Source organism: Mucilaginibacter pineti, from assembly GCF_900101875.1.
GTDB classification, from domain to species: domain Bacteria; phylum Bacteroidota; class Bacteroidia; order Sphingobacteriales; family Sphingobacteriaceae; genus Mucilaginibacter; species Mucilaginibacter pineti.
This window is the reverse complement of record NZ_FNAI01000002.1, coordinates 629,605-650,332: the sequence shown is the minus strand read 5'-3', so window position 1 is coordinate 650,332 and position 20,728 is coordinate 629,605. Positions and strand designations below refer to the sequence as shown.

Here is a 20,728-nt window from a genome sequence, read left to right as displayed (position 1 = left end):
TATTAAGTGATATTTATGTTATTTGAGGTATATAAGTTATCGTTATCATCAATAATAATGGCTTCAATATCTTTCATTTGGTTTATCAGATCCAGCCCCGCATAAACCCCCATAATGGTAACAGGGGTTGCCATGGCGTCGGCTATTTCGGCATTGGTAGCAATAATGGTTACACTTTTAATACCGGATACCGGCATACCCGTACGCGGATTAATGGTGTGCGAATAACGTTTACCATCAATTATCACAAACTTTTCGTAGTTGCCAGATGTGGCTACAGCAAGATCTGATATGGCGAGGTAAGAAAATATTTGATGTGATGCATCGGGGTTGGCAACCCCAACTGACCATTTTTTCCCGTCGGGCTGACTTCCCCAGGCAGTAAGATCACCTGATGCATTTACCACGCCATTCAGCACCCCCTTATCTTTCATTACCTGTTTGGCTCTTTCTGCAGCGTAACCCTTTCCAATACCACCAAAACCTATGCGCATACCCCGCTCTTTTAAAAAAACAGTTAAATTCTGTTCGTTTAGGATAATGTTACGGTAATTTATAAGGCCTACCATGCTTTTAGCTGTACCAGGATCGGGGAGTTTGGTCATTTTTCCATCAAAGTTCCACAGCCCTTTATCAATGGAACCATAAGTTATATCAAAAGCGCCCTGTGTAATATTTGATATCATTACAGATCGTTTTATCAATTCAAAGGTTTCCTTGCTAACCTGTACAGGAGTTATTCCGGCACTATTATTTACTTGGTTGGTTTCACTTTCATTGTTAAAAGTTGTGAGCAGCGTTTCAATACGTTGTATTTCGACTATTCCTGCATCAATACATTCGTTAGCCCATTGCTCATCGCCGGCAACTACACTTAGCTCAAAACGGTTGCCCATTAAACGTAAGCTGCGTTTGTAAAGCGCAAGACTGGCGGTTTCGTTTTTAGTTTGTACCATTAGTAAACTGATTGATTTGCTCCACAAATTTTTCGGGAGTTTCATCCGGAAAACCATCCCATTGTTTTAAAATTTTCCCGCGTTCATCTACCAGCAGTGTAAATGGAAATTTGCCATCGGCATTATACTTGTCGGCTAATGTTTCGTTAAGTTTTACCTGCTCTTTACTTAATTGATTTTTTTTCTGCCGGGGGAAGTCTGCCCTTACCAGCAATAGATGGCCGGCAGCATAATTTTCAAAAGTGGTCGATTCCAGGATCTCCTTTCGTAATCTGATACATGGACCACACCAGTCTGATCCCGAAAAGTTGATCAATATTAATTTGTGCGACTGATGTGCCTCGGTTTGCGCCTTGTTAAAATCGCCAAGCCAGCTTAACGGGGAATTAAGCAGTACTAAAAACGTGATCACCAATAGTTTCATCTTAATCAATTATTACAATTAATAATTACTGAAGGGGGATTAATCCCTTAGTTTAAATACCTTATGAATTTGCAGTTATAATCCCGACTTTATAATGGAGTATAGATTAACGCCTATTTTGTATCGATTAAACCTGCTGTTTAAACATAGATCAATATTACCTACAGAATCTGTAGTTAACATGAAGAACAGGCTATTTAACATATTTTAACAACAAGCTATTGATGACAAAAGTGACTAAAGACAAATGAGGATCAATCAACAACATGGCACCTTATTCACTATTTCATTCCTCATACTATCAGCAAAACTAAAATCCTGCAACTGACAGGCTATAAGGTATTTGAAGCCCCCAATAGTAAAAAATGCGGCACAATTATCATACTGGATCAAATTTGGCCGAAAAAAAATAAAAAACTGACCAGCATCATATTTTTGACTGATACTGAACATACATAGGACAGCACCCAAGTGCTAATTTTGTTTAATAAAACAGAATAGGATGAAAGCGGTAGCTTATAGTATCAAACCTTTTGAAAAAGAGTACCTGGCTAAAGCCAACGAAAAAAAGCACGACATCACGCTGATATCCAACGCACTGAGCCCGGATACTGCGATATATGCAGATGGTAAGGATGCTGTGATTGTGTTTACCAATGATGATGTATCGGCAGTAGTTATTGAAAAACTGGCAAAATCGGGCGTAAAATACATCGTAACCCGATCTACCGGTACGGACCATATAGATAAAGAGGCCGCTGATAAATTTGGTATCAAACTCGCCAACGTACCCTCCTACTCGCCCCAGGCTATTGCCGAACACGCAATTGCCCTGGCTTTTGCCTTAAATCGCCATTTAATTACCGCAGATGAGCATAGTCACAGCTTCGATTTCAGGAATGATGAACTTATCGGTTTTAACTTTTCGGGCAAAACAGTTGGCCTTATAGGCCTTGGTAATACAGGTAAAGCTGTTGCAAAAATATTTTATGGCCTGGGTTGTATGGTTATAACTCACGATCCTGCATACCAGGGCGATATACCGTATGTAAAATCGGTTCCCTTTGATGAACTTATCATTACTGCCGATATCATCTCGCTTCACTTACCATTAACCCCGGCCACAAAACACCTCATAAAAAGAGAAACTATTGACCGGATGAAAAGCGGTGTTATGCTTATTAATACCTCAAGGGGTGCGCTCATCAGAACAACAGATGTATTGGCAGCGCTAAAAACCGGAAAAATAGGATACTTAGGTCTTGATGTTTATGAATTTGAAAAGGGACTGTTTTTTGAGGACCATGAGGATGATTTAGTAAAAGACCCGTTGCTGCACAGCTTGTTAAATTACCCTAACGTATTGGTAACACCGCACCAAGCCTATTTAACCAAAGAAGCCCTGCAGGAAATAGCCGATCAAACCATCAAAAACCTTGATCTATGGCAATCAAATAAATGCGTAGGTAAAGCCTGCATTTGTCAGAAAGATTGCAGGGCCGTTAAAGACATCATTTAAAAACTAAAACCATGCCCGTTCCTGAAAACATTAACCTTGCCGCGAAATACAACGTGGCATTGCCCCGTTATACCAGTTACCCAACAATGCCCTATTGGGACACTGCCGCTTTCGATATTGATGAATGGCAGTATACTGTTAAACGGTCGATCAATGAAAGTAATGATTCAGAAGGGATCAGCATTTATATTCATTTGCCTTTTTGCGAAAGCTTATGTACCTATTGCGGCTGCAATACCCGCATCACTAAAAACCACCGCGTTGAAGAACCATACATAAAGGCGCTGCTGTTGGAGTGGGCTATGTATAAAAATATTTTCGGTAAAAAACCAGTCATCCGCGAGCTTCACCTTGGCGGCGGTACGCCAACGTTTTTTAATGCGGATAACTTAAAAACGCTGATTAGTGCCATACTTCTTCATGCAGATATTCACCCCGATGCGGCATTTAGCTTTGAGGCGCATCCGGCCAATACCACGGTTGATCATTTGCAGGTATTGTATGACCTCGGGTTCAGGCGATTAAGCTTGGGCATCCAGGACTTTGACCCGGCGGTTCAATTCATAATTAACCGGCACCAAAGCTTTGCGCAGGTGCAGGTGGTTACCCAGCAAGCACGCCGCATTGGTTATACATCTGTTAATTATGATCTCATTTACGGCCTTCCATTACAAACCTTGCAGGGTTTGGCCGCCACCATACAACAGGTAGCCGAGTTGATGCCCGATAGGATTGCTTTTTACAGTTATGCACACGTACCCTGGATAAAACCGGGTCAGCGCAGTTTTACAGAAAACGACTTGCCTAATGCCGATGCTAAGAAAAAATTACATGAAACCGGTCGTGCTTTGTTGAATGGTTACGGCTATTCAGAGATAGGTATGGACCATTTTGCATTGCCGGGCGACGAGCTGTTCACCGCCCTTAAAAACGGCACCCTGTATCGTAATTTCATGGGGTACACCAATCAGCACACGCAACTATTGATAGGACTTGGGGTATCGGCCATTAGCGATTCGGGGTATGCTTTTGCCCAGAATGTGAAAAATGTTGAAGAATACCTGGAGCTTGCAAAACAAGGAGCATTGCCCGTATTTAAAGGACACCTGCTTACTGCCGATGACCTGGTGATCCGTAAACACATCCAAAACATCATGTGTAAAGGCGAAACCACATGGAATCATCACCTGGAGCCCTGCGTTTCCCTGTTTGCCGGTATAGATCGCTTACAGCCTTTGGCCGACGACGGATTAATTGAGCTTAATTCATGGGGACTTAAAGTAACTCCCTTAGGCAAAGGCTTTTTAAGAAACATCAGTATGGCATTTGATGCAAGGTTATGGGCTGATAAACCTGCTACACAGTTGTTTAGCATGGCTATCTAAAAAAGAAAGGAGAACTTGTTAGGTTCTCCTCATCTCATCATATATAATTGTTGTAATTAATTAGGCTTAGCTATTTCCAATACCACGCGCCCTTCAATCTCCCCTTTCTTCATTTCATCAAACACCGAGTTGATATCTTCCAGTTTGGCGGTGTGAACAGTTGCTTTTACCTTCCCGTCCAGCGCAAATTCAATTGCCTCCTGCATATCTTTCCTTGTACCAACTATTGAACCGCGGACCGTGTACCTGTTGATAACAGTATCAAATATCGGCAGATCGAAACTCCCTTTTGGCAAGCCATTCAGGGCAATAGTACCTTTGCGCCTTAATGCCGAGATCCCTTGTTTAAAAGCAATAGGCGAAACTGCCGTTACCAATACGCCATGCATGCCGCCGGTTTCCTTCTTTAAAAACTCACCCGGATCTTTTTCTAAAGCGTTAACAGTTAAGTCGGCTCCTAAGCTTTTAGCCAGGTTTAATTTATCATCGGCAATGTCAATGGCGGCTACGTGCAAACCCATCGCCTTGGCATATTGAACAGCGAGGTGCCCTAAGCCACCAATGCCAGATATAGCTATCCATTCACCCGGTTTAGCCTCTGTTTCTTTGATGCCTTTATACACCGTAACACCGGCACAAATGATGGGCGCCATTTGGGTAAAGTTGATATTAGCCGGAAAGTGCGCCACATATCTTGCATCTGCGGTAACATACTCTGCAAAACCGCCATCAACACTATAACCGCCGTTCTGTTGCGTATCGCATAATGTTTCCCAACCGGTGATGCAAAACTCACAGCAACCGCAGGCGCTAAACAGCCAGGGTACACCTACAATATCTCCCTCTTTTACATTTTTAACGCCGCGGCCTAAGGCAACCACATAACCCAAGGCTTCATGCCCCGGTATCAGCGGCAGTTTAGGTTTGGCAGGCCAGTCGCCCTGGCAGGCATGCAGATCGGTATGGCATACGCCGCAGGCTATTACCTTCACTACAATTTGGTTTTCGCCGGGTTCTTTCACCGGCATTTCTTCTATGTGCAGCGCTTGTCCAAATTCATGGATCACGGCAGCTTTCATTTTTTTAGGGAGCATATGTTTTTGTTAGAGATGTATTTTTATTTATATAATGAATATGGCCAGCATGATAACATGAACGAGCACGCTTGCTACAAAGAAAGATAGTACCGTTCTGATACCTGAACCACCCATACCCGCAATGATATTGGCGAAAAATAAAATCATTGTAACGCCCAATACAGCAATTGGTGCATCATAATAATACATTAAAACTGCCGGGATGGGTAAAAAAAGCACACCCTGTAGTACTAATGAAAACAGGAACCAGCCGGTCTTGTTACCAGCCTGACCATCGGCTATTGCCAGCCATTTGCTCCATAAAGTTGTATTGTTGATTTGATTAGATGTTGTTACTTCCCAGGTTGGGGAGGTTAATTTTAAAGTTGCCATAATTGATATGTTTTAATACATCAAAGATGATTAAGGACAACGTTTTAGGCCATGATGGGCATCTATCTAAAAAGTGATCTTCGTCACTTTTAGCCCTTAAGCGGATGATGTAATTGCTGGTAATAGCGCTTAACAGCTATCCGGAAAACATCGTATATTAAGGCATAAATCAATAAGCATACTGGTATCAAAAACGCATAAAACCTCATCAAACGAAACAGGTAAGCCCCGCCCAAAGCGCCGCACATAAAAAAGAAAATAATTACCGCGCGCAGCTTGATCCGGGATACCAGGGCAGCATGATCGTCTGAGTTTTTTTGAAGGAATTGCGCCAGTTCTATCCCCAGATCTGTAAAGGTACCCGTAAGATGTGTTGTTCTGACGACTGAGCCCGAAACCATAGACACCAGCGAATTTTGCAAGCCCATAGCAAAAAGTAAACTACCGGCAAAAACCTCCTTGGCTACCAGGCTATAGTTATATCTATAACCAAAAAGGGCTACCGCAAGCAATATGACTATCTCAATTAAAATAGGAACCACGTAAGAGAAGCGTTGATTTCTACCGATGCGGGAAACAATAAGGCCGGAGATAAATGCCCCAGCTAAAAACAAAAACATCCAAAGCGCAATTACCCTGGCGGCTTTCCAATCCTGCAAAGCAATACGCTCGGCAAACAGCGCCGCATGACCGGTAACATTGGTGGTTAAAACCGCGAAACCTAAAAAGCCGGCAGCATTAACAAATCCGGCTGTTAAGCCCAGCAAGGAAGCCAGTTTAACATTATGCCCGTAAGTTCGTTTGGTTCCCAGGTGCCTTAACATATAAATTGAGATTTATTAATGACAAACACCAATGCCCGACGACTGTACGCTCGGACTCAGGTATGGGATATTTAAATTTAACCCGCGCAGGATGAACCAAAATCCCAGGCAAACCATTAGGTACGGCATTGTACGGTTTATGCGACGGCGAATTACCGGACCAACAAAGCCAGCACTAACTGTAGCCAGCAGCATCAGCGGGAAGGTACCCATGCCAAACCAAAACATATATTGCGCGGCCGATATAGGTGATGTTGTATTTATTGCGCCAACTAATGCCAGGTAAACAAAGCCGCAAGGTAAGAACCCATTCAGAACGCCAACCAATAAATGGCCTGCTTTATGCTGAAGCGCGTAGTTCAATAATTGCATAAAAGGTAACATCAATTTAGATATGCCCGCTTTTTTTGAAAACCTTATTTTAAACAACCGCGACAAACCCGCCATAATAATAAACATGCCGCTTAAAAGACTTACCCCCTGCTGTAAACCGGCAAGCCAAAGTTGTTTACCCAAAAAGCCAACCAACAATCCCAAAAACGAATAAGTGATCACGCGACCTACATTATAGAGCAATTTATCGCTTACTATAAACCACCATTTGGTTTGGAAAGACGGAATAGCCAACGCAAGCGGACCGCACATGCCGATGCAATGCACGCTGCCAAACAGGCCGATAAAGAAAGCGATGCTGTTGCTACTCATTTGATGTAGATCTCCTGCTGGTATAAATATGCTTTATGACCGCTTTCCCAATTTAATACCAGTTGCCAGCGGCCGGTTGCCAAACGCTGAACGGGAATATCGATGCGCTGTCCACTTGTGCTATCCAATTTAATAACATTATCTAATGCTTCGCTTGCCGGTCTTACAAACTTGATGGTACCCGCTGCGGATTTCATAAAAGTGATGCTTACCGTTTTCCCTGAAACTTCAATTAAAGGACGGGCATGATCCCGTTGAACCTGCTGCTCTTTATTAAAATCCTTATCAAAATTGAGGCCCTTTTCATAATACTGATGGTCGTATCCATCTTCGGGTACCCTAAACATGTATACACACATACTAATGATAAACAGCATAAAAAGCACCATTCCGCCTACAATTCCTTTTCCCCAGTTCATATGATTAATTGTTTACAGGCCCTACAAACGTGGTTTCTACCGTTTGCATAACCTTATGATTTTGAATAAGCTGTAAGCCTACCATCGTTTTTGCTTCATGAATATGGCTTGCCGGGATCAATAAAAAGAAGACAGTTTTTACGGCTGTACCCCCAATAATGGCACCAGGTGCCTGTATGTATTTCACTTTAACGGCAGGATCAACCGGCTGTATGGTGATGAGTTTATTAGTCTTGGTTTTATTAATAATCTCTGCATTGTATATGTTGCTTACATAGCCGCCCGGTTGTTCCTGGTATAGCATTCCTGCGCCGCGCATCACCGTCATATCCAGATCGCTGCGGCTAAATATAAAATAGCACAATATGGTAATTAACAGCGTGATAACAACGGTGTAAGCCTTCATCCTTCCGGTAAATGATGGTTTCACCTTATTTTGGATCATATTCTCAGAATAAAAACCAACCAGGTTAACCGGCTTTTTAATTTTGATCATTACCTCATTGCACACATCAATACAGGCGGTACAATTGATACATTCCATTTGTGTACCGTTACGGATATCTATGCCTGTAGGACAAACGGATACACATAAACCGCAATCCACGCAATCCCCTTTCGAGGCGTTAAGTTCCGTATCTCTGGATAATTTTCCACGTGGTTCTCCGCGTAAATTATCATAAGCAACCACTAAAGTATTTTGATCAAGCAATACACCTTGCAAGCGCCCGTAAGGGCATATTACTGTACACACCAGCTCGCGCACCTGGCTGTATACCAAATAAAAGATGATGGTAAACACCCAGATACTTATAAAACCCGACCAATGCAGGATCACCGGTTCGGTAACGATCTTTAACAACCCTTCGCTCCCAATCAAGTATGCTAAAAAGGTATTGGCAATAAGGAAGGAAAAAAACAGGAACAACAGGTGCTTGCCCGTTTTCTTTATTACTTTTTCCTTATCCCAGGGTTTTGCATCCAGCGCTTTGCGCTTGCCTGCATCGCCTTCTATCCAAAACTCTATCTTCCTGAAAACCATCTCCATAAAAATGGTTTGCGGACAGATCCACCCGCAAAACACACGACCAAAAACAATAGTGAACAGCACCACACAAACAAGGAAAACCAATGTAGCCAGCACGAACAGGAAAATATCCTGCGGCCAAAAAACCTGCCCGGCAATTACAAACTGCCTTTCCATAAAGTTCAGCAGCAGCAAAGGTTGGCCATTAATGCGTATAAACGGTCCGGCAAAAAATATGATAAGGTAAAAGTAACTAACCCAACTGCGCCATTTGTATAAAACGCCCTTACGCAGCAGCGGATACATCCACTTCCTTTCACCTGTTTCTTTTCCCGCCAGTAATCCGTCCATAGTTTTATTTGGTTGAGGCAAGCTTGTCATCTGCCACATCTTTAACACCTTGTGGTTCCTTAGCACCGGCCGGGTGGGTATCATGCAGGGATTTTATATAATTAGCCACATCAGCTATTTGCTTTGGTGATAATTGCTTTTCCCAGGTAGGCATCCCCTTGGACTGCACGCCATATTTAATGGTTTTAAAGAGATCATTGATCTTGCCGCCATGCAGCCAGAAATCGTCTGTTAGGTTTGGCCCTACGTTACCCTCTGCGTGTTCTCCATGACAAGGTTTGCAGTTTTGCGTAAAGATCACCTGACCGGCTTTTAATATCTCCGGATCGGTTACCAGTTTCACCGTATTTTCATCAACCTGGTTGGCTGATTTACTCAGGTATAGCTTTTTAGCTATATCTGCCTGCGCCATCTCGGTTTTGTACTCTTCATATTGTAATTGCCCGGTATGAAACACATGGTAATTGAGCAGATATCCCCCCGCGAAAATGATAGTGGCATAAAACAGGTACATAAACCACCCGGGAATCGGGTTATCCAGTTCCTGAATGCCGTCATAATCATGTTCAATGAGCAATTCTTTTTCCTCTGCCATTGGCCTCAGCGAAAGCAGCTTGTTCCACACCTCCCCTTTCGGCTTTTTTGCTTTTTTAGGTGGATGCAATTGGGCCTGTATCTGAGCATCAGTATACCCTTCAGATTTCAGTACCACCTTTGTAAGTACATTGAACGTACGCACAAGCACCAGCAGGGCAATTACAATAAGCAAAAGCATTGATACGATAGCACCATAGGCAAGGTAATTCTGCACATCGCCGGCAATAAGGTTATCGGCCGATGCTGTACCGGTTATGGTTATAAGGCAAAACATTAAAATTATACGGCAGTACTTCATAACTCCTTATGTTTTTTAGGTTCCTGGATTCCATCATGCAGGGGCATATCGCTCATGTGCGCTACATGCTCCTTACGCAGCCTTACAAGCATAATGGTTACTACTACAAAAAATACAAAGAAGATACCCAGGGAAAAAAGCAGGTATCCCTGATTAGCGGTGATGTTTTCTGTGAATTGTTTAAACATGATAGGATTATTTATTACCGGTTTTATTTGCTTTAATATCTACCCCTAACCGTTGCAGGTAGGCGATGATGGCTATGATCTCTTTATTGCTTTTTACCTTAATATGGTCTTTAGCCAGGTTATCAGAAATCTCATTGGCTTGTTTATCCAGATCCTGGTTAGCTATGTTTTCGTAACCGAGTGCATAAGGCACGCCCAGCGTACGCATGGCATTAATTTTTGACCGGGTGGTTGTGGTATCCAGCGTTTGAGAGATCAGCCAATCATAATTAGGCATAATACTACCCGGCGACATAAGTCTTGGATCCATCAGGTGGTTATAATGCCAGGCATTGCCGTACTTTTCGCCTTCCCTCGCCAAATCGGGCCCGGTACGTTTTGATCCCCATAAAAACGGGTGATCGTATACAAATTCACCGGCCTTGCTGTATTCACCATACCGCTCAGTTTCTGACCGGAATGGTCTTACCGTTTGTGAGTGGCAATTAACGCAACCCTCCCTAATATAAATATCCCGTCCCTGCAATTCCAGCGGCCTGTATGGTTTCACGCTGGCGATAGTTGGAATGTTGGATTTAACCGTAAGTGTTGGCATCAGTTCTATAAATGTGCCCACCAGGATCACCAGCAAAGCTGCTATCATCATTTGAATAGGTTTACGCTCCAGTGTGCGGTGCCAGCTTTTTTCCTTCACTACTGTGTTTGCGGGTGCCAATGGCATTGCTTGCGCGGCTTCATTCGCAACCAAACTACCCTGCATCATGGTGCGGGCCAGGTTATAGGCCATTACAATAACACCCAACAGGTACATGGCCCCGCCTGCAGAACGCATCATGTGCATGGGCAAGATTTGCAGGGTAGTTTCTAAAAAGTTAGGATATTTGAGCATACCTTCAGGTGTAAACTCTTTAAGCATCAGACTTTGGGTAAACCCTGCCCAGTACATAGGTATCGCATAAAATAATATCCCCAGCGTACCTATCCAAAAATGGAAGGCCGATAGTTTTTTGGAGAACAATTCTGTTTTATAGATGCGGGGGATTACCCAGTAAAGGATAGCGAAAGTTAAAAAACCGTTCCAGCCCAGGGCGCCAACGTGTACATGGGCAATGATCCAATCGCTAAAGTGGGCAAAGCCGTTTACCTGTTTCAGGGATAACATAGGGCCTTCAAAAGTGGCCATACCGTAGGCGGTTAAGCCAACCACCATAAATTTCAGTACCACATCATCACGCACTTTATCCCAGGCGCCGCGCAGGGTTAACAAACCATTGATCATACCGCCCCAGCTTGGCGCGATAAGCATAATGGAAAACGCTATACCTAACGATTGCGCCCAGCCCGGTAAGGTAGTATACAACAAATGGTGCGGACCGGCCCAGATATAGATAAATATAAGCGCCCAAAAGTGCAGGATACTTAGCTTGTAGGAGTAGATAGGCCGGTTGGCCATTTTAGGCAGAAAGTAATACATCATTCCCAGGTAAGGCGTAGTGAGGAAAAAAGCTACCGCGTTATGCCCGTACCACCATTGTACCAATGCATCCTGCACACCTGCATAGATATAGTAACTTTTCCAGGCTGATATGGGTAGCTCCATGGAGTTAACGATGTGCAAAACCGCTATGGTAACAAATGTGGCGATGTAAAACCAGATGGCTACATACAGGTGTCGTTCCCGGCGTTTAAATATCGTACCGAACATGTTTATACCAAATACCACCCAGATAAGCGTGATGGCGATATCAATAGGCCATTCCAACTCGGCGTATTCGTGAGAGGTGGTGAAGCCTAATGGCAGCGTTATAACTGCGGATACAATGATCAGTTGCCAGCCCCAAAAATGGATCTTGCTGAGCCAATCGCTGTACATACGGGCTTTTAGTAACCGCTGCAATGAATAGTAAACACCCATAAAAATGGCATTACCCACAAATGCAAAGATCACCGCGTTGGTATGCAACGGGCGAATGCGGCCATAAGTGGTGTACTGGTTATTCATATTCATGCCGGGGGCATACAATTGTATGGCGATGATGAGGCCTACCGTCATGCCGATGATCCCCCAGAGAACGGTAGCAATGCCAAAATTGCGGACTATCTTATTGTCGTAGTAAAATTTTTCGGGCTGCATAATGTGTTTTTATGATATGGTAAAATTAGATGGAGCTGAACTTTTGAGGAATGACACATGTTGTGCTGATAAGTGATAACGGTCACTTTTCTGCGGGCGGGTCTTCTTCATCATCAAGCAGGATGCGCATTGATGGAGTATACAGGTCATCGTTTTGGCCGCTGCGCTGTGCCCAAAAAAAGGCTGCTAAAAAAAGCAGTGCAAGTAATACGCTGCACCCTATTAAAAAGTAGATAATGCTCATGCTAGTTTTCTTTTCCTGGCCGCGAAGTGTGTTGCCAGGCTGGTGAAAGAGATAATGGTTACCGTACTTAAAGGCATCAAAATGGCAGCTGTTAATGGCGAAAGTTTACCTGTTACAGCGTAACTAAGTCCGATAAAATTATAGGTAAGCGAGATCAAAAATGAAAAACGGATAATGTTGATGGTATCCTTAGAAAACCGCAGAAATGCCGGCAGCTTATGAAACGACCGACCATCCATAATGGCATCGCTACCGGGCGAAAAGTTATTCACGTCGTCGGTTACAGCAATACCAAGGTTGCTTTGCTTTAAAGCCCCGGCATCGTTAAGCCCGTCACCCATCATCATTACCTGCCTGCCATCCTGTTGCAGCGCCTGTACAAAATCCAGTTTTTGCTGTGGCGATTGGTTAAAATGCATGGTTGTATCTCTTTTGAAAAACCGGGATAACTCCATACGTTCATGATCCTGATCGCCGGAAAGTAAATAGGTTTGATAAGAAACATCAAGCTTTGCGATATTTTCCATTCCCTCGCGATAACGGTGTGTAAATTCAAAAAAGCCGAGTACTTCTTCATCCATCATCAGGTAAACTTTACTAACCTGGTCGTCAATTTCTTTATAACCCAAAACCAGTTTGGAACTGCCTATCCGTATACGATGCCCATCAATAGTTGCCAGTATCCCCAGGTTAGGGATCTCTGCATATCGCGTTATCTCCAGTCGTTGCTGGGTTCCTAAATACTGGCAGATCATCCGGCTTAAGGGATGTGTTGAATTGATACAGGTGCTATAAATAAGCAATTGTTCTTTCGTTGATAAAAGCCCGTCAATTTTTATTTCCTTGCTGTTACCGGTGGTAATGGTGCCGGTTTTATCGAACACAATGGTATCAATGGCCGCCAATTGCTCAACCACTGCCACGTTTTTTAAATAAAATAGATTACGATCAAACACAGAAAGCGCTGCCGACATGGTAAAGGGGGTACTTAAAGCCAGTGCGCAGGGGCAGGCTACTATTAACACGGCCGTGAAAGCCGCAAATCCCCGTCTTACATCTGTTGGTAACCAAAAAAGCAGGGAGCCAAAAGCGATTGTTAGTAATACAATGGTAAAATACCGGCTTACCTTTTCATTAAAGGTTTGCATCCGGTTATCTTTTTGCCGGGTAAAGGCCTCGTTATTCCACAACTGTGTAAGGTAGCTTTGGTATACGGGCTTCACTACTTCTAATTCAATCGCTTCACCGGTTTGACGGCCTCCCGCGTAAATCACTTCACCCAGCGTCTTTTTTACGGGTATACTCTCTCCGGTTACAAAACTGAAGTCAATCAATGCTTCTCCTTTTAACAAGATAGCATCGGCAGGGATGATCTCATTATGGCGGATGAGTACGCGGTGACCTGTTTTTAATTGCGAAAGCGGAACGGGCTTATCTATACCATCCTCAAGAATATGTATCGCTACCGGAAAAAACGACCGGTAATCGCGCTCAAATGAAATATGGTGATATGTTTTCTGCTGTACAAACCTGCCAACCAGTAAAAAGAAAACCAGGCCGCAAAGGGTATCGGCAAAGCCCGCTCCGGTGTAGGTGATCACTTCAACACAAGTACGAATAAACAAAACACCAATACCTAAGGCTAAAGGAAAATCTATCCCAAATATCTTTTTCCTTAAATTTTGCCAGGCCGCTACAAAGTATCCCTGGCCACTATAAAAAACAACAGGCAGGCAAAACAGGATATTTAACCAGCCAAAAAAGTGCTTAAATGTACTCTCGTATTCAGCAATGCCAAAATACTCGGGAAAGCTTAACAGCATTACGTTGCCGAAACAAAAACCTGCAACGGCAATCTTTTGCACAAGGTTATCTTTGTTCAGTCCGTTTTGTTTTTTTATGATATCCTGCAGGCTAATGAGCGGTTCGTAGCCTACATCATATAATAGTTCCACCACCTGCTGTAAGCTGATCCTTTGCTGATCAAACCGGATATTCAACTGCTTTTTCAAAAAATCAACCCGGCTATAGTGAATAGCGGGATTAATGCTGTTCAACTGCTCCAGCAGCCAAAGGCATGAACTGCAATGAATATGCGGGATAAAAAAGGTAACTATGGTGATCTGGGCATCGGTATAATCAACAAGCTCGTTTACAATATCTGCTGAACTTAAATAATCAAAGCGCTTGTCTGTACGTGCCCTTGTGGCACCCGGATGGTCATTATAGCTATAATAGTTAGCCATTTTACTGGCGGATAGTATCTCGAAAACGGTTTTACAGCCATTACAACAAAAGCTTTTTTCCTCAACAACATAAGCTGTTGTTAAACAATCGTCGCCGCAATGGTAGCAGGCAACTTTTTCCATGGTCTTGCTTTCGGTCATCTTTCGGATTTTAATATCCAAAGCTGCCGGTTTATTGCCCATCAAAGCGTGACCATCAATACTTCAGAATGTGATCTTCGTCAGTTTTAGAAACCGGGATACCACATAGCTTTGGCAACGGCACCAGCCGATAAAAGCAGGTCCGTCAATTAAAATTATTTATGAGCCATACTTTTCATATCCCTGTTTTAGGTTTGGGTTATTCTATTGATACCCCGCTTAAAGTTGCCCGCTACGGTATATCTTCCGTACTATCCATTGTAGATGACGAATTGATAGAACGCATGCGCGAATATCATTCGTTAGAAAATGAAAGACCATTTATGCCGATTTCCAAAACAGCCGCAGATTACCGCGCCAAACGCATCACCGCTTACCTTAACCTGCTGCATAGTTTGGTTAATGAACAATTTGATTACCTGCGCAGCCAGCCATTTGAAATTGGCAGCGATATTTGCCGTTATTTTGAATTATTGCCGGATAGCTCACAGCTAAAAGCAGGTTACGAACTGATGATGGATTATCCCGAAGGTGAAAACAAAGCCCTGTTTCAGCATATATTGCGGCGAATGATGACAAAGGGCGCCATCGATGTGAACATCATGTCTAAAGTCGACAAGATGAATTTTAGCGCAAATGGAGACTATATGGGCGATGAAAATACAGATGCCCAGGCAGCCCTGCGTGGGTTTGCAAACAGCAACCTCCGCTCATCAGTTATCTTATCTGCCGGGATGAACCCTAAATTGTATAGTTACCTGGAAACTTTTGATGCTTTCTTTCCTGACAAAAACGGAGATCTGCAGAAAAAGATCATTTTAAAAGTAAGCGATTTCCGGTCGGCGTTGATTCAGGCTAAATTTTTGGCGAAGAAGGGTTTATGGGTATCCGAATTCCGGGTAGAATCAGGGCTAAACTGCGGCGGGCATGCCTTTGCAACCGAAGGTTATTTGTTAGGGCCGATACTGGAAGAGTTTAAACAAAAACGAGGCGGTATGATCGCCGAATTATTTCAGCTATATCAAACGGCTCTTCTTCAAAAAGGTATCATTTCCGCTAATGCTCCAAAACAAAAACTGAGCGTACAGGGAGGTATAGGGACAGCTGCAGAAAACGAGTTTTTAATAAAACATTATCAGTTAGATGCTACAGGCTGGGGTAGCCCCTTCCTTTTGGTTCCCGAAACAACCAATGTAGACGAAGAAACACTGCTGCAATTAGCAGGAGCCCAGGAATCAGATTATTACCTGAGTGCCTCATCGCCCTTGGGTATATTATTCAATAACTTTAAACAGGCCAGTAGCGAAAACCAAAGATTAGCGCGAATTGAAGCCGGCAGGCCGGGCAGTCCCTGCACAAAAAAATATCTGTGTACCAATACCGAATTTACAGTGCAACCCATTTGCACGGCATCCAGGGAATATCAGCGATTAAAGATCAACCAATTACAAACATCGAACCTTGCTCCTGAGGAATATCAGGAGCAATATGATTCAGTAACCGAAAAAATATGCCTTTGCGAAGGTTTGTGTTCGTCGGCCTACATTAAATATAATATCAGCAAGCCCAAAGAAAACAAAGCGGTGGCAGTTTGCCCCGGCCCCAACCTTGCCTACTTTAACCGTACCTATTCGCTGGATGAAATGGTAAAACACATTTACGGCAAACTTGATTTGCTGGCCCAGGTTAAAAGGCCGCACATGTTTATCAAAGAATTAAACTTGTATATCGATTACTTACAAACCGACCTGCAAAAACACCTGAAGGAGCTTACAGATAAAAAAGCAAAGCAGTTTGGCAAATTTAAAGAGCAGCTGATAAGCGGTATAGCCTATTACAAACAACTTTTTAACGAATTACCTGACCAGACATCGGCCTTGATGCAAACGCTTTATGCAGAGCTGGGAGTAGCAGAACATAAATTGGACGGCACGCTTATTTAACACTTCTTATCAACTAACTATCACAAAAAAAGACACCTAATAAAGGTGTCTTTTTTTGTGATAAAACAAACTTGGCTTTAACTATTCAGCAGCAGGGAACACCAGTAAGGGCACCGCTATATGTCCGGCCATTTTCTCGCAATGACTACTTTTCAGCAACTTATAAAAGAAACTATGCGGACGGTGAACCATTACCAGCATATCCACCTGCCCGTGTTCGCATAACCAGCCCAGGCCGGTTTCCATATGGCTGTTTTTTATGCTTCGGTAATATATATGCGGGTAATTGGCTTTGTTAGAAACTTCGGTCATAAAGTGTTTAATTGCTTTTTCTAATGCTGGCGATTGTGTTTGCTCGTTATAAATATGAGTTAACAATATCTCCGCGCCCAGCAATTTAGCCAGCGGAATGAGGTGATATAAACATTCCAAATCACTTTCGGGATGTGTAAAGTCTGTAGCGAAGGCGATTTTTTTTACAGGCAAAACCTGTGTTTCGGGCGAGATGAGCATTAGTGGCTTGGTGGTATTATTGATCATATTACTACTGTGGTTACCCAACAGAAACTGGCTTAGCCCGCTGCTACCGTGTGTTCCCATTACAACCAAATCAACCTTACTGTTGCTTACATAGCTTTGCACTACATCGGTAACAGTGCCCGGGCCATTTTTAAAACTGATGGCAGGTTTAAAGTCATGACCATGGTCAGTTTTTTCGAGATGTTTTTTTAATTTTTCAAGTTCATTAGAACTATCCGTCAATAATTCATCAGATTCATACATAGGCCAAGCAACCATTCCCGATTGGGGTACTTCTGCCGGTACGATTACCGCATTACACAATACGATATTGGCTTTTATCTGTTTTGCCAAACTATATCCATATTCAGCAGCATGCCTGGCATTTGCCGAAAAGTCTGTAGCAACAAGTAAGGTTTTCATGAGTTGAGTATTTATTTGTTGCTGTAAAGCTGGGAAAAACGCCGGGAGAGAATAATGACGATGGTCATTATCTGTCATGATATTAGGTTAGATAGCTTCATTTTTATTAATATAAAAATGAAGCTATCTAATTTCTCTAAGATTAGTCGTTTCTTATCGTTGTCCTACAACAAATTAAACACGAAGAATATTGGAATGATCATCAATACGAAGTGTTAAATTTAGCATTTGCAACATAAATAGGATACACGAGAAAAGTTTCCTAAAAAGCAAATTAGTCATTTGAATGTCACAAAGTGTGCAACCCTTTACAACTATATGTTTTACAGATTCACACTTTTTTATACGTTTAAACAACATTACAAGCGTTTTTGAACTATCTATGCTTTTGGTATATATCTTTAAGTAAAAATTAACGGTAATTTTTAATATAAGACCGCGTTTCGTGACCTTAATTAAAAATTATAACATGCAAAAAACAAAATCCCTAAAAAAAATGACTTTTGGCAGTTTGGCATTGAGTACGCTTTTCCTCATCGGTAGTTGCTCAAAAAGTGCAGACACAACAGTAACAACCCCAACTAATGCTTTATCAACCCAGGCAAGTTTTGCAACCACAGCTGTTGCCCCTACGGTTTACTCAATGGATGCATCTTCGATTCGGCAAGATGAAGGCTATTCTTACAAAATCAGCCCTATTCCGGTAGACGGTGATTCAAATACGCAACCAACCGTATCAACACTTAAAGTTTATGAAAACGGTGTTGCGTTAGGTCCTGCCCATGCTGTTCATAGTGACATCAGAGACATTGGTAAAGGTGCTTTCAGTCACTGGAGTAACGGATTGTACTTCTCAACTTCTGACAATAGCAGCCCGATTACAAATGGAAGAAAGTATACTTACACCCTTACCAGCACAGCAAGCAGCGGTACAACAACCCCTACTGCGCCAGTAACAACACCAGCCACAGGTTCTGCTTTAAGTACAGTATTAACCGGATATGCTGCTGTTAGCGGAACAACAATCGGCGGCAGAGGCGGTACTACTGTAACAGTAAGTACCCTGGCTGCTTTTAAAGCGGCCGTAGCAGGCTCTTCGGCTAAAATTGTATATGTTACCGGTACAATAAAAGGAGCCGGATTAGATCCTGTTTATGTTGGTTCAAACACCACCATTATAGGTAAAACCGGCGCAGTTTTACAGGGTATGAATCTGTATCTGTTCACCGTTAGCAACATCATCATTCAAAATGTTACCTTTAAAAACTATGTTACAGAATGTGGTGTATATGTTAAATTTCAATCGCACCACGTTTGGATAGACCATTGCGATTTTTCGACCGACCGCACCCATGGCTGGGATTATTGGGGTAAAGATATTGGTGTTGCCGAAGGTTCTGACTACGTAACCATTTCATGGAATAAATTCCATGACACCAATTTATCATTACTTATTGGTTCGGTAACAAGCGATGCTGTTGCAGCCAACACAGGCAAATTACACGTTACCCTGCACCACAATTACTGGTATAATATAGGTGAAAGGGAACCAACTTTGGTATTTGGAAGTATCCATATGTACAACAACTATCACTTGAACAATGATGGATACTCTATAGGCGCGAGATACGGTGGTATGGTAAGGACAGATAATGAGTATTTCTCAAACTGTAAAAAACCGCTTACTACTAATTTAGATGGTGACCCTGTAGGTTATTTTAGCGGGATCTCAACTAACGTTTATTCAAATTGCGGTGCCAACAATATTACCACAGCTTTATCAACCTGGGTACCGTCATACGCTTATAGTTCACTTCTTGATGCTGCGGCAAACGTGCCGGCGGTAGTAACAGCGGGAGCTGGTGTTAAAACAGTCAATTAAATTATTCACAAAACTTAAGTAAAAGGCCGCTTTTATGATTATTCATAAAAGCGGCCTTTATTTTTTATTGATGCCGATTGCAATGCAATATTAATTCTCATCTGCCTGAGTTTCGTTTTCACTTAAGTATTGACCGTTAACTGCAGGAGTTAACCTTTTTTTCATAAAAGCCACAATGGTGTCGGTATACAAATCGGCTCCCCTGCTGTTTAGATGCGCCCTGTCTGAATAGTACGCTGCATTTTTAAAAAATACATCATTGGTAAAATCATGAAAAACAACCTCGTTGCTATTACAAATACTTTTTAGTTTTAAATAAGAGTTTAGTTTGGTATCATCATTATACCGGGGAGATACAAAAACAAAAAGCTGGATTTTTTGCCGCTTACATTCTGTTATAAATAAATTCAGGGCATCTACATTATCGGCAGATATATTGTCTGCATATGGTTTCAGTGAAGAACTCCGGCTAAAAGACCTGCCAGCATCCATTTTGTTATCCAAAGGGTTAAAACCCATAACGGTGTTTCCTGACGATAAAAAGTGATGCTGAAATATGGAAAACAGCTGGCCGTTATAACGATAAGTTTGCAGATTGCTTTTTAACAACTCTAACTTCCCTTTCTTTACAATCATGTTTGCAACAACATCCGATTGTTTTAAATAAGGGAGTAAAATTGAAAGCTTATTCTTTTCATCCTCCTTTTCAGTTAACACATCACTGTTAACATCTAAAATAACAACTTTAGGGATGTGGCGCTGCAATGCCAGTTCAAATATCCCGGTGCTGTATAAAATCCCTTCGCCATCTCTTCCGCCGTTAAAACAACTTAATTTCAAACCATCCTTTATATGTGATGAGTTATAGTGATGTGAGGCCCTTGAACTGCCTAAAATCAATACATCTTCATTTAAGTTATAAACTACATGATTAGCAACGGCAAACTCGCCCGAAACCTGGCGTGTAAAAAAATAATAAATGAAAGCACCTGCTGCCTGATCAACGGCTATAAAGGCCAGTATCATTAATAACA

General features: G+C 42.4%; 19 protein-coding genes. 4 read left to right on the top strand and 15 right to left on the bottom strand.

What is annotated here, in order from left to right:
- Positions 1-2 precede the first annotated feature (2 nt).
- Complete coding sequence (locus BLS59_RS06970; RefSeq protein WP_091146715.1) at positions 3-956, bottom strand: FAD:protein FMN transferase; 954 nt, start codon at positions 954-956, stop codon at positions 3-5.
- Complete coding sequence (locus BLS59_RS06965; protein ID WP_091146712.1) at positions 943-1,380, bottom strand: thioredoxin family protein; 438 nt, start codon at positions 1,378-1,380, stop codon at positions 943-945. The genes BLS59_RS06970 and BLS59_RS06965 overlap by 14 nt, the downstream gene beginning before the upstream one ends.
- Positions 1,381-1,882: 502 nt before the next feature.
- Here BLS59_RS06965 and BLS59_RS06955 point away from each other — a divergent pair.
- The gene (locus BLS59_RS06955) at positions 1,883-2,899 is read left to right on the top strand and encodes a 2-hydroxyacid dehydrogenase (RefSeq protein ID WP_091146706.1); all 1,017 of its coding nucleotides are present in this window, start codon (positions 1,883-1,885) and stop codon (positions 2,897-2,899) included.
- Between the two features lie 11 nt (positions 2,900-2,910).
- Positions 2,911-4,284: an oxygen-independent coproporphyrinogen III oxidase gene (hemN, locus tag BLS59_RS06950; RefSeq protein WP_091146703.1), complete on the top strand. Its 1,374-nt coding sequence runs from the start codon at positions 2,911-2,913 to the stop codon at positions 4,282-4,284.
- A gap of 56 nt (positions 4,285-4,340) precedes the next feature.
- On the opposite strand, the gene adhP is transcribed toward hemN, so the two are convergent.
- The 11 genes from adhP to BLS59_RS06895 form a co-directional block, all read right to left on the bottom strand.
- On the bottom strand, positions 4,341-5,378 hold the full coding sequence (gene adhP / locus BLS59_RS06945) for an alcohol dehydrogenase AdhP (protein WP_091146699.1): 1,038 nt from the start codon (positions 5,376-5,378) through the stop codon (positions 4,341-4,343).
- Positions 5,379-5,405: 27 nt separating this feature from the next.
- Positions 5,406-5,753 carry a hypothetical protein gene (locus BLS59_RS06940; RefSeq protein WP_091146695.1) on the bottom strand — a complete coding sequence of 116 codons (348 nt, stop codon included), beginning with the start codon at positions 5,751-5,753 and terminating at the stop codon, positions 5,406-5,408.
- A gap of 89 nt (positions 5,754-5,842) precedes the next feature.
- A complete protein-coding gene (locus tag BLS59_RS06935; protein WP_091146692.1) occupies positions 5,843-6,577 on the bottom strand; it encodes a YoaK family protein in 735 nt (244 codons plus the stop codon).
- A gap of 15 nt (positions 6,578-6,592) precedes the next feature.
- The gene (locus BLS59_RS06930) at positions 6,593-7,282 is read right to left on the bottom strand and encodes a sulfite exporter TauE/SafE family protein (protein ID WP_091146688.1); all 690 of its coding nucleotides are present in this window, start codon (positions 7,280-7,282) and stop codon (positions 6,593-6,595) included.
- Positions 7,279-7,701: a FixH family protein gene (locus tag BLS59_RS06925; RefSeq protein WP_091146684.1), complete on the bottom strand. Its 423-nt coding sequence runs from the start codon at positions 7,699-7,701 to the stop codon at positions 7,279-7,281. The genes BLS59_RS06930 and BLS59_RS06925 overlap by 4 nt, the downstream gene beginning before the upstream one ends.
- A 4-nt stretch (positions 7,702-7,705) precedes the next feature.
- A complete protein-coding gene (ccoG, locus tag BLS59_RS06920) occupies positions 7,706-9,079 on the bottom strand; it encodes a cytochrome c oxidase accessory protein CcoG (RefSeq protein ID WP_091147434.1) in 1,374 nt (457 codons plus the stop codon).
- 4 nt (positions 9,080-9,083) lie between these two features.
- Positions 9,084-9,974, bottom strand: a complete 891-nt coding sequence (locus BLS59_RS06915) for a cbb3-type cytochrome c oxidase N-terminal domain-containing protein (protein WP_091146681.1) — start codon at positions 9,972-9,974, stop codon at positions 9,084-9,086.
- Complete coding sequence (locus BLS59_RS06910; protein ID WP_091146678.1) at positions 9,971-10,162, bottom strand: hypothetical protein; 192 nt, start codon at positions 10,160-10,162, stop codon at positions 9,971-9,973. Before BLS59_RS06910 ends, BLS59_RS06915 begins: the two co-directional genes overlap by 4 nt.
- Before the next feature lie 7 nt (positions 10,163-10,169).
- Complete coding sequence (gene ccoN / locus BLS59_RS06905; RefSeq protein WP_091146676.1) at positions 10,170-12,296, bottom strand: cytochrome-c oxidase, cbb3-type subunit I; 2,127 nt, start codon at positions 12,294-12,296, stop codon at positions 10,170-10,172.
- A gap of 82 nt (positions 12,297-12,378) precedes the next feature.
- A complete protein-coding gene (ccoS, locus tag BLS59_RS06900) occupies positions 12,379-12,540 on the bottom strand; it encodes a cbb3-type cytochrome oxidase assembly protein CcoS (protein ID WP_091146671.1) in 162 nt (53 codons plus the stop codon).
- Positions 12,537-14,927: a heavy metal translocating P-type ATPase gene (locus tag BLS59_RS06895; RefSeq protein WP_091147431.1), complete on the bottom strand. Its 2,391-nt coding sequence runs from the start codon at positions 14,925-14,927 to the stop codon at positions 12,537-12,539. The genes ccoS and BLS59_RS06895 overlap by 4 nt, the downstream gene beginning before the upstream one ends.
- Positions 14,928-15,088: 161 nt before the next feature.
- Here BLS59_RS06895 and BLS59_RS06890 point away from each other — a divergent pair, with 161 nt between their 5' ends.
- On the top strand, positions 15,089-16,870 hold the full coding sequence (locus BLS59_RS06890) for a hypothetical protein (protein WP_091146669.1): 1,782 nt from the start codon (positions 15,089-15,091) through the stop codon (positions 16,868-16,870).
- A gap of 81 nt (positions 16,871-16,951) precedes the next feature.
- Here the strand turns inward: BLS59_RS06890 and BLS59_RS06885 are convergent, their stop codons facing one another.
- A complete protein-coding gene (locus tag BLS59_RS06885; RefSeq protein WP_162842570.1) occupies positions 16,952-17,812 on the bottom strand; it encodes a universal stress protein in 861 nt (286 codons plus the stop codon).
- Between the two features lie 469 nt (positions 17,813-18,281).
- Between BLS59_RS06885 and BLS59_RS06880 the strand changes: the two genes are divergently transcribed.
- Positions 18,282-19,694 carry a pectate lyase family protein gene (locus tag BLS59_RS06880; RefSeq protein WP_143014057.1) on the top strand — a complete coding sequence of 471 codons (1,413 nt, stop codon included), beginning with the start codon at positions 18,282-18,284 and terminating at the stop codon, positions 19,692-19,694.
- A 90-nt stretch (positions 19,695-19,784) separates the two neighbouring features.
- Here BLS59_RS06880 and BLS59_RS06875 read toward each other — a convergent pair whose 3' ends face one another.
- Positions 19,785-20,720, bottom strand: a complete 936-nt coding sequence (locus BLS59_RS06875) for a hypothetical protein (protein WP_143014056.1) — start codon at positions 20,718-20,720, stop codon at positions 19,785-19,787.
- Positions 20,721-20,728 lie beyond the last annotated feature (8 nt).